Annotated in this window: 8 protein-coding genes; 6 read left to right on the top strand and 2 right to left on the bottom strand. The window is 70.2% G+C overall.

All coding sequences use genetic code 11. From position 1 onward, the window contains the following. Positions 1–329: 329 nt before the first annotated feature. Positions 330–5,390, bottom strand: a complete 5,061-nt coding sequence (locus AB3X10_RS00685; RefSeq protein WP_369978188.1) for a putative Ig domain-containing protein — start codon at positions 5,388–5,390, stop codon at positions 330–332. 268 nt (positions 5,391–5,658) lie between these two features. On the opposite strand from AB3X10_RS00685, the gene AB3X10_RS00680 reads away from it, so the two are divergent. The 4 genes from AB3X10_RS00680 to AB3X10_RS00665 are packed head-to-tail and all read left to right on the top strand — an operon-like array spanning position 5,659 to position 7,945. Next, complete coding sequence (locus AB3X10_RS00680; protein ID WP_369978186.1) at positions 5,659–6,204, top strand: phage tail protein; 546 nt, start codon at positions 5,659–5,661, stop codon at positions 6,202–6,204. Positions 6,205–6,252: 48 nt separating this feature from the next. Continuing rightward, positions 6,253–6,780, top strand: coding sequence for a phage tail protein (locus AB3X10_RS00675; protein ID WP_369978185.1), 528 nt, complete (start codon positions 6,253–6,255; stop codon positions 6,778–6,780). A 60-nt stretch (positions 6,781–6,840) separates the two neighbouring features. After that, the gene (locus AB3X10_RS00670) at positions 6,841–7,380 is read left to right on the top strand and encodes a phage tail protein (protein WP_369978184.1); all 540 of its coding nucleotides are present in this window, start codon (positions 6,841–6,843) and stop codon (positions 7,378–7,380) included. A 10-nt stretch (positions 7,381–7,390) separates the two neighbouring features. Next, a complete protein-coding gene (locus AB3X10_RS00665) occupies positions 7,391–7,945 on the top strand; it encodes an N-acetyltransferase family protein (protein ID WP_369978182.1) in 555 nt (184 codons plus the stop codon). Here the strand turns inward: AB3X10_RS00665 and AB3X10_RS00660 are convergent. Beyond that, on the bottom strand, positions 7,938–8,225 hold the full coding sequence (locus AB3X10_RS00660; RefSeq protein WP_369978181.1) for a DUF6916 family protein: 288 nt from the start codon (positions 8,223–8,225) through the stop codon (positions 7,938–7,940). The genes AB3X10_RS00665 and AB3X10_RS00660 overlap by 8 nt on opposite strands. A gap of 402 nt (positions 8,226–8,627) precedes the next feature. Between AB3X10_RS00660 and AB3X10_RS00655 the strand changes: the two genes are divergently transcribed. Both AB3X10_RS00655 and AB3X10_RS00650 read left to right on the top strand, forming a co-directional pair. Beyond that, positions 8,628–9,419: an ABC transporter ATP-binding protein gene (locus AB3X10_RS00655; RefSeq protein ID WP_369978179.1), complete on the top strand. Its 792-nt coding sequence runs from the start codon at positions 8,628–8,630 to the stop codon at positions 9,417–9,419. Further along, positions 9,419–10,168 carry an MlaE family lipid ABC transporter permease subunit gene (locus AB3X10_RS00650; RefSeq protein ID WP_369978177.1) on the top strand — a complete coding sequence of 250 codons (750 nt, stop codon included), beginning with the start codon at positions 9,419–9,421 and terminating at the stop codon, positions 10,166–10,168. Before AB3X10_RS00655 ends, AB3X10_RS00650 begins: the two co-directional genes overlap by 1 nt. Positions 10,169–10,248 lie beyond the last annotated feature (80 nt).

Below are 10,248 nucleotides of genomic sequence, written 5' to 3'. Positions count from 1 at the left end.
CGCCGGACCCTCATCCCAACCCCTCTCCCGAGGGGGAGAGGGGCTAGCGCTTTTCCTTCTCCCACCGGGAGAAGGTGCCCCGCAGGGGTGGATGAGGGTACGGGCGCAGCCTCGTGCACCCAAACTCAGCGAGACGCTTCGCGCCGACCCTCACCCCAACCCCTCTCCCGATGGGAGAGGGGCTAGCGCTTTTCCTTCTCCCACCGGGGGAAGGTGCCCCGCAGGGGCGGATGAGGGTCCGGGCGCAGCCTCGTCCACCCAACCTCCGCGAGGCGCTTCGCGCCGACCCTCACCCCAACCCCTCTCCCGATGGGAGAGGGGCTATTGCGTCAGTACTTCTTCTCTACGTTGAACATCCAGGTCTGGTCGCTGCCGCTGTCGCCGTCGGTCACGCCGCGGTATTCGACGCGGGTGGACAGGCCCTGCTCGGTGGTGAACACCGCGCCCAGGCCCAGCATCAGCCGGTTGCGGTCGAACACGCTCAGCCCGGTGCGGTACAGCGGGCCGCCGTCGACCAGGTCGGCATAGCTCAGCGTGGCGTCGCCGCGGCCCTGGAAGTCGCGCTGGTACTCCACGCGCAACTGCGGGGTGAACTGGCCCCAGCTCATCTCGCGGCGCCACTCCAGGCGCAGGCCCAGGTTGCCGGTGGTGGTGGACACGTCCATGTCCGCGTAGTGCAGCGCGTAGGGCACCATCGCCGCTTCGCTGTACGCGTCCAGCGTGGCGCGGGCCATGTCCACGCGGGCGTACGGCGTGATCTGCCAGTCGCCATGCTGCAGGTCGGCACCGGTGGACACCGAGCCGATCCACTGGCTGCCGTCGCGGCGTCCTTCGGCCAGTTCGCCATTGCCGGTCACGTAGCGGCGCAGGTCGTAGGACAGCAGCTGGTAGCCGACCATGGTGTCGAAGAAGAAATGCCGGCCCGGATGGAAGCTGGCATACAGCGCCAACGTGTACGCGGTGGCCTTGCTGCGGCTGCCGTTGTTGCCGACATCGCTGTCGTCGCGGCCCCAGCCCACGCCCGCACCCAGCGCCAGCGCATCCGACGCGCGGTAGTCCGCACCCATGCTCAGGCCGTCGGTCTGGAAGTCCACGCCGGCGCGCTGGGACTGCTTGTCCAGGCTGCCGGAGCTGATCGCACCGCCCACCCACAGGCCGAGATCGCCGTTGACCGCGGCCTTGCCGGTCGAGGGCTGCGCCGCCGCATCGGCGGTGTCGGTATCCGCATCCCAGGTTGGCTGGCTGCATGGCTGTGCGCCCAGGCCGCGCTCGGCCTGGCGGCAGTGCGAGGTGGTCTGGAAGCTCAGGTTGTTGTCGAAGCCGCGATCGCCACGGTGGGTCGCCTCCAGCCGGCGCTGGAAGTTGTCGATCTGCGCCTTGGCGAAGCGCCGGGTCGACTCGGCCTGCGCATCGATCAGGCCACGCACTTCCGCATCCAGGCTCGGATCCGGACGCGGCGCGACCACGAACACGATGGCCGCCTCGGCCGAGGTCGCATACGCGTTGGACAGGGTGAAGCGCACCGTGGCCTGGCCGGAGAACGCCGGGTTCGGGGTGAAGGTCATGATGAAGCTGGGGCCATCGGCCGCGGCCGCGGTCGGCGTGCCGGTGCCGGCGACGGACGCACCGCCGCTGCGGGTGATGGTCGCGGTGCCGGCATTGGCCGGGGAGATCGCCACCAGCGCAGCGGCCACGAACGGCCCGCCGGTCGCGTTGCTGGTCAGGTCCACCGCCTGCGCTTCGCCGGACACCGCCGGCATCGTCGCCGACGCCGCCACCGGGCGCGCATTGACGGTGATGGTGACCGTGGCCGGCGCCGAGGTGCCGCCCGGGCCGGTGGCGGTATAGCTCACGCTGTCGGCGCCGACATAGCCGGCCGCCGGCGTGTACACCAGCTGCACGCCATTGACCACCGCGGTGCCGTGGGTCGGCGCGGTGGTCACCGCGATCGTGTCGATGCTGCCGGTGTCGTTGCCGGTCACCGCCAGGGTCAGCGCGGTATCGACCAGCGTGGCGCCGGTGTCGTTCACCGCCACCGGTGCCGGCACCGCCGCGGCGATCGCCAGCGTGTAGGCCTGAGCCGCGGTGAAGCCGTGCGCGTCGGTGACGCTGACGGTGAAGGCGAAGCTGCCGGCGGCGGTCGGCGTGCCCGCGAGCACGCCGGCGGCGGTCAGGGTGAGGCCGGCCGGCAGCGTGCCGGCGCTGACGCTGTAGCCGTACGGCGCCGTGCCGCCGCTGGCGCTCAGCGTCTGGCTGTAGCCGGTGCCCACCGTGCCGGCGGCCAGCGTCGGCGGCGCGATGACCAGCGTCGGCGCGGCGATGCTCAAGGTGTAGGCGTAGCTCACCTGCGCGGCCACGCCGGCCGTGCTGTCGGTCGCGGTCACGGTGAAGGCGAAGCTGCCGGCCACGGTCGGCGTGCCGGACAGCACGCCGCCCGTGGTCAGGGTCAGCCCGGCCGGCAGCGCGCCGGCGCTGATCGCGTAACTGTACGGCGCAGTGCCGCCGCTCGCGCTCAGGGTCTGGCTGTACGCGGTGCCGGCGATGCCGGCGGGCAGGGTCGGCGGCGCGATGGTCAGCGTCGGCGAGGCGATGCTCAGCGAGTAGCTGCGGCTCGCCTGCGCGGCCACGCCGGCCGTGCTGTCGGTCGCGGTCACGGTGAAGGCGAAGCTGCCGGCCACGGTCGGCGTGCCGGACAGCGCGCCGCCCGCGGTCAGGGTCAGCCCGGTCGGCAGCGCGCCGGCGCTGATCGCGTAGCTGTACGGCGCGGTGCCGCCGCTCGCGCTCAGGGTCTGGCTGTAGGCGGTGCCGATGGCGCCGGCCGGCAGCGTCGGCGGCGCGATGGTCAGCGTCGGCGAGGCGATCGACAGCGTATAGGCCTGCGCGGTGCCGAAGCCGTGCGCGTCGGTGACGCTGACGGTGAAGGCGAAGTTGCCGGCCACGGTCGGGGTGCCGGACAGCACGCCGCCCGTGGTCAGGGTCAGGCCCGTCGGCGCCACGCCGGCGCTGATGACGTAGCCGTACGGCGCGGTGCCGCCGCTGGTGCTCAGGGTCTGGCTGTAGGCCGTGCCGATGGCGCCGGCCGGCAAGGTCGGCGGCGCGATGGTCAGCGTCGGCGACACGATGCTCAGGCTGTAGCTCTGGCTCGCCTGCCCCGCGGTGCCGGTGGTGCTGTCGGTCGCGGTGAGGGTGAAGTTGAAATTGCCGGCCACGGTCGGCGTGCCGCTGAGCGCACCGGTCGCGCTGTTGACCGTGACGCCAGCCGGCAACGCGCCGGCGCTGAGCGTATAGGTGTACGGCGCGATGCCGCCGGTCGCCGGGTTGATCGCGGCCGTATACGCCTGGCCGGCGGTGCCGCCGGCCAGGGTGGTGGCCGGCAGGGTGATCGTCGGGCTGGCCACGGTCAGCGTGTAGGCGCGGCTGCCGCTGGTAGGGGTGCTGCCGCTGTCGGTGGCGGTCGCGGTGAAGTTGAAGCTGCCGCTGGACGTCGGGGTCCCGGACAGCACGCCGCCCGGGCTCAACAGCAATCCAACCGGCAACGTACCGGCGCTGACGACGAAGCTGTACGGCGTGGTGCCGCCGCTGGCGCTCAGGGTCTGGCTGTAGGCGCTGCCTGCGGTCGCCGCCGGCAGCGATGCCGGGTTGACCGTCACCACTGCATCGTCGTTGAGGATGGTGCCGGTGCCGGTGGCGCGGGCGATGCTCGCGTTGCTGGCGCCGGACAGGCCGACGCTGAAGGTCTCGTTGGGCTCGACCGCGGTGTCGCCGTTGACGGTGATCGCAACGCCCTGCGCGGTGACGCCCGGCGCGAAGGTCAGCGTGCCGGAGCGCGCGACATAGTCGCTGCCGGCGGTGGCGGTGCCGTCGGCGGTGGCGTAGTTGACCGAGACGGTCTGGCCGCTGGCCGCGCTCAGGCTCACCGTGAAGGTGGCCGTAGTGGTGCCGCTGTTGCCTTCGGTCACGCTGACGTCGTCGATCGACAGCGCAGGCAACGCATCGTCGTTGACGATGGTGCCCTGGCCCTGCGCATCGGCGACGGTGGCGCCGGTGACGTTGCTGACGTTGACGAAGAAGGTCTCGTTCGGCTCGTTGAGCGTGTCGCCGTTGACCAGCACGGTGAAGGTGGCGCTGCTGCTGCCGGCGGGGATGGTCTGCCCGGTGAGGCTGGACGCGACGTAGTCCACGCCCGCGGTGGCGGTGCCGTCGGCGGTGGCGATGTCGAAGCTGACGCCGCCGGCGCCGGCCGGCTGGCTCAGCGAGATGGTGAAGGTGGCGTTGCTGGTGCCGGCATTGCCTTCGCTCAGGGAGACGTCGTTGATCGACAGCGACGGCTGGTCGTCGTTGAGGATGGTGCCGGTGGCGCTGTTCGGCGAACCCACGCTGTAGCCGCTGCCTGCAGCGAGGCTGATCACCACGGTCTCGTCGGGTTCGACGGTGCTGTCGGCGGTCGGATTGATGGTGATGGTGCCGGTGGTCTGGCCGGCGGCGATCACCAGCGGCGAACTCACGGCCGCGTAATCGGTGCCCGAGGTCGCGGTGCCACCGACGCTGAAGGCGACCGACACCGCGCTCTGCGCTGCCTGGTCGAGCGTGACGGTGTAGGTGAGATTGGTGGCGCCGTCCTCGGCCACGCTGGAGGGGGACACCGTGATCGACGCGGTGGGCAGGTCGTCGTTGAGGATGGTCGCGGTCGCGCTGGATGGATTGCCGATGCCATAGCCGCTGCCGCTGGCCACACTGAACACAACCGTCTCGTCGGCCTCCACCGTGGTGTCGGCGACCGGGGTGATGGCGAAGCTGGCCGAGGCGGTGTTCGCGGGCACCACGATGCTGGTCACCGCGCCCGTGTAGTCGGTGCCGTTGGTGGCGGTGCCGCTGCGGGTGAGGTTCACCGTGGTCGCCGAGCTGCTGGTCTGGCTCAGGGTCACCGTGTAGGTGAAGACGGTGCCGCTGTCTTCGTTGGCGCTGGACGGACTCACCGCGATGCTGGCGGACAGCGCCGGGGTGATGGTGATGTTGACGGTGATGGTGTCGCCGGCGCCATCCTCCAGCGGGAAGGTATCGCTGGTGGCGCTATCGCCATTGTGGGTATAGGTGATGATCTGCGTGCCCTGCGCTCCGCTCGGATTGGGGACGACGAGCGTGCCATGCGGGGGCTGTACGCCATTCCAGCCGATACCGATATCGTCAGCTCCTGTGCCATCGCAGGTAGTGACGTCGATCTGCACTGATCCGCCTTGCACCACGGTGGCATTCACCGTTGGGCAATATTGGGACGCCGCCGCTGCGGCCGTGCCGGAATGCAGCGTACTCAACAGCAGCAGCGCAAAAACCAGCGGCCAACGCAAAGCGACGCGCATGCTCGCTGACATACTGGTGCAATTTGTAGACATATTCCATTTCCCCGGAAGATCGCGCCACCCCACTGGCGCCGGCAACGCTCCTGGTGCCTCAGACAGCGCGGATATAGGCCTGCAAAGGCGTATTCCCCTCCACGCTGCGGCGGCATTTGAACAGAAAATTCACATATTGGTAAAGCAACAAATGCGCCCAGGCTGTCTGATTCAGCATTATCAAGACTTGCATCGCGCAAAAGACGTGATTAAGTATTCTGGCGCCAGACACGATGTCCGTCGCTAAACAATCCGGGGGGAGATCCGCATGAGCGAGTTCTTCGTCGGTCAGATCATGCTGACCGGTTTCGTTTTCGCGCCCAAGTATTTTGCGCAGTGCAACGGCCAGCTGTTGCCGGTCAACCAGAACCAGGCGCTGTTCAGCCTGCTCGGCACCCGTTTCGGCGGCAATGGCAGCACCAACTTCGCGCTGCCCGACATGCGCGGACGCACGCCCATCGGCTTCGCGCCCTCGGCCGATCCGAACTGGCAACCTTCGCCACCGCCGCTGGGCCAGAGCGGCGGCGCGGAGAACGTGTCGCTGCTGCCCAGCAACCTGCCAGCGCACAACCACTTGCTGGAATGCACCAACACCGCTGGCAACAATCGCAATCCTGCCGGCCGCTCGTTCGCCAACAACGCCAGCACCTCGGGTCCGGCCACAGCGCTGTACGCGGCTCCTGGCGCGTTGGTGGCGCTGAATCCGGCAACCGCCAGCCCGGCGGGCGGCAGCCAGCCGCATCCGAACCTGCAGCCGTACACCACGATCAATTTCTGCATCGCACTGTCCGGCATCTTCCCTTCGCGCAGCTAGGCAACCGCACTCCAGGCGCGCGGCGCACCACCGACCAGGAAGGACACCATGGCCACTCCATTCATCGGCGAAATCCGTTTGTTCGGCTTCGGCCGCACCCCGCAGGGCTGGCAGGCATGCGACGGTACCCTGCTGTCGATCTCCGAATACGAAACCCTGTTCGTGCTGATCGGCACGCTCTACGGCGGCGATGGGCAGAACACGTTCGCGGTACCGGACCTGCGCGGGCGCGTGCCGCTGCACCAGGGCCAGGGACCGGGCCTGAGCAACTATGTCATCGCCCAGCGCGCGGGCACCGAGACGGTGGCACTGACCGAATTGCAGATGCCGGCGCACACGCACACGGTGGTCGCCACCACCGCCGCGGCAACGGCGACTGCGCCGTCCGGGCTGTTGCCGGCCACGGTCGCCGGCGACGTGTTCTACGTAACCGACGGCACCGGCGCCACCGCGACGCCGATGGCCACGCAATCGACCACATTCACCGGCGGCGGCCAACCGCACGAGAACACCATGCCCACGTTGACGGTGCAGTACTGCATCGCCACCACCGGCATCTTCCCGCAGCAGAGCTGATCCCATTCGGCGTGCCGCGCTGGCCGCGGCGCCCGCCCGTTCCACCGGAGGAATGCATCCATGACCGAACCCTACATCGGCGAAATCCAGCTGTTCGGCTTCGATTTCAATCCCGTCGGCTGGGCGTTGTGCAATGGCGCCACGCTGCCGATCACGCAGAACACGGTGCTGTACTCGCTGCTGGGCGTGGCCTACGGCGGCAATGGCTCCAGCACGTTCCAACTGCCGAATTTCTGCGCGCGCGCCGGCTGCGAACAGGGCCAGGGCGGCGGGTTGACCAACCGCCAGCGCGGCGACGCCTTCGGCAGCATCGGGGTCAGCCTGCTGAGCACGCAGATCCCGCCACACGACCACGGCATCGTCTCGTTCTCGCAGACGGATCGGACCAAGAAAAGCGGCACGCCCGCCAACGGCGCGGGCTTGTCCGCGCTGGGCAGCAGCACGGCACGTCCCTTCGCGACGGTGCAGCAGCCCGAGACGCAGTTCTCGCCGACCGCGCTGCTGCCCACCGGCAACGGCCTGGCGCACGAGAACCGGCAGCCCTACCTGGCGGTGAACTTCTGCATCGCGCTGTCCGGAGACTATCCGGCGTTCGGCTGAGGCCGGCGTCGTGACCGCGGCCGGCTTCCCGGACCGGGGCGATCGCCTCGCCGCGCCGGCGGCGCTGCGCGCGCGCGGCATCGGCCTGCGCTCCGCGCGCGATGCCGACCTGCCCTGGCTGCGCGACCTGTACGCCAGCACCCGCAGCGCGGAACTGGCGGCGGTGCCGTGGCCGGAAGCGGCCAAGCGCGCGTTTCTCGACCAGCAGTTCGCGCTGCAGCACGCGCACTACCTGGCCCACTTCGCCGATGCCGACTTCCTGATCGTGGAGACCGCGCAGGCGCCGCTGGGCAGGCTCTACCTGCAGCGCGGCGCGGCGCGTCACGTGCTGGTCGACATCAGCCTGCTGCCGGCCTGGCGCGGGCAAGGCGTGGGCACCGCGCTGATCGCGCAGGCGCAGGCGCTGGCGGCCGCGGCCGGATGCGCGCTGTCGCTGCACGTGCTGCACGCCAATCCCGAGGCGCAGCGCCTGTACGCGCGCTTGGGCTTCGTCGCCGGCGACGCCAGCGACACCCACCTGGAGATGCATTGGCGCGCCGCCTGCGCGGCGCCGGCGCTCAGCTGAAGATCGCCTGGTACAGGAAGCCGTCGCGCTCGCGCGCCACCGGCACCAGGAAGATGCCCAGTTCGCCCAGCCGCGCGTGCCGCATCCGGTAGGTCTGCTGCGGGAACAGGAACGAGGAGGTATTGCGGAACAGCAGCGAGAACGGCGCGCGCAGCGCGGCGGATTTGGCCGGCAATGGCCGCGCCTCGACCAGCACGAAGGAGATCTCGCCCTCGTTCAACTCCGCGGCGAAGGTCTCGTTCACGCTTCCGGCGAAGTGTTCCAACGTCAACAATTCCATCTATGACTCCCTGTCACGGCGCCATCGCCGCCGTGCATCGTGGCGTGACCCGGCACCGCATTCAAGGCCGGCACCGCAGCGCCACGCGGATCCGGCGGTTCGGCGGTCCCGCCCCGCCCGGTCGGCGCGGGACCGCGCGCGGCGGCGGCGGCAACGGCCGCGCGGCCGTGCCGCGAAGGAGGAGCGTCCGGCCTGCGGGCACAGCCGCTGGAGCAGGGCCGGCGGCCGGTCACCCGAACCAGGAAGCCGGCCAGCCCCGGGTCCAATACACGCTGTTGCATGTACGGCATCCCAGGACCATGCGCACGCGGGCTCGACCGATGCGACAATACTGCACGGCCCAGTTCGGTTAAGTTCAGCGGACTGGTTCAATCCTGTGTTGATTTTCCGTTAAAGGCCGCGATGGCGTCTTCCGAATCCAACTTGGTGCAGCTGTCGGGCGTGCGCATCGACCGTGGCGGCCGCGCGATCCTGCGCGACGTCTCGCTGTCGGTGCCGCGCGGCAGCATCACCGCCGTGCTCGGCCCGTCCGGCAGCGGCAAGTCGACCCTGCTGGCGGCGCTGACCGGCGAGCTGGTCCCGGTCGCGGGCACGGTCGAGGTGTTCGGCCAGCCGCTGCCGCGCGGCAGCCGCGCGCTGCGCGAGACGCGCAAGAGCATCGGGGTGCTGCTGCAGGGCAACGGCCTGCTCACCGACCTGAGCGTGGCCGAGAACGTGGCGCTGCCGCTGCGCGCCCACACCCGCCTGCCCGAGCCGGTGCTGCAACGGCTGGTGGCGCTGAAGCTGCACGCGGTGGGCCTGCTCGCCGCCGCCGACGCCTGGCCGCGCGAGCTGTCCGGCGGCATGGCGCGGCGCGTGGCGCTGGCCCGCGCACTGGCCCTGGACCCGCCGCTGATGATCTACGACGAACCGCTGACCGGGCTGGACCCGATCGCCTCCGGGGTGATCATGAGCCTGATCCAGCGCCTCAACGACACCCTCGGCCTGACCAGCATCATCGTCAGCCACCACGTCCACGAGACCCTGCCGATCTGCGACCAGGCGGTGGCCATCGCCAACGGCGGAGTGGTCTTCGCCGGCACCCCGGACGCGCTGCAGGCCAGCGCCGATCCGCTGCTGCAGCAGTTCCTGCACGGCCGCCCGGACGGCCCGATCCCGTTCGATGCGCCGCCGCGCGCGCGGAGTGCCGCCTGATGGCCTTCGCCGAATCGATCCGCTCGCTCGGCCGCGCCGGGCTGTTCTCGGTCACGGTGCTGCGCGGTTCGCTGCCGACCCGCGATTTCCTGGCCGAACTGGTCCGCGAGATCTACAAGATCGGCGCGCGCTCGCTGCCGATCATCGCCGTCGGCGGCGCCTTCGTCGGCCTGGTGCTGACCCTGCAGGGCTACCGCACGCTGCAGACCTATGGCGCCTCCGATGCGCTGTCCACGCTGCTGGGGCTGTCGCTGTACCGCGAACTGGCGCCGGTGCTGACCGCGCTGCTGTTCATCGGCCGCGCCGGCAGCTCGATCGCCGCCGAGCTGGGGCTGATGCGCGCCACCGACCAGATCAAGGCGCTGGAGCTGATGGCGATCGACCCGGTGGCCAAGGCGGTGGCGCCGCGCTTCTGGGCGGCGGTGCTGACCGTGCCGCTGCTGACCGGCATCTTCTGCTCGCTGGCGATCAGCGCCAGCTACTTCGAGGCGGTGCACGTGCTCGGCCTGGACCGCGGCACGTTCTGGTCGGCGCTGTCGAGCAGCGTGGATTTCTGGGACGACTTCGGCGTGGCGATGCTGAAGTCGGCGGTGTTCGGCGGTACCGCGGCGCTGGTCGCCTCGTACGTCGGCTTCCACGCCGAGCCGACCATCGAGGGCACCTCGGTGGCCACCACGCGCGCGGTGGTGAACGCCTCGCTGCTGGTGCTGATGTTCAATTTCGTGCTGTCGGCGCTGCTGTTCCAGTAAGGGAACCGCGCGCCAAACCCCGCCGTCGCCGGCGGGGAGCTCCCGCCACACCGGCCGCGGCACTGTCGCCGCGGCCCAGA

The sequence above is a fragment of the Xanthomonas sp. DAR 80977 genome, from assembly GCF_041240605.1.
GTDB classification, from domain to species: Bacteria; Pseudomonadota; Gammaproteobacteria; order Xanthomonadales; family Xanthomonadaceae; genus Xanthomonas_A; species Xanthomonas_A bundabergensis.
This window is presented reverse-complemented; position numbering and strand designations above follow the sequence as displayed.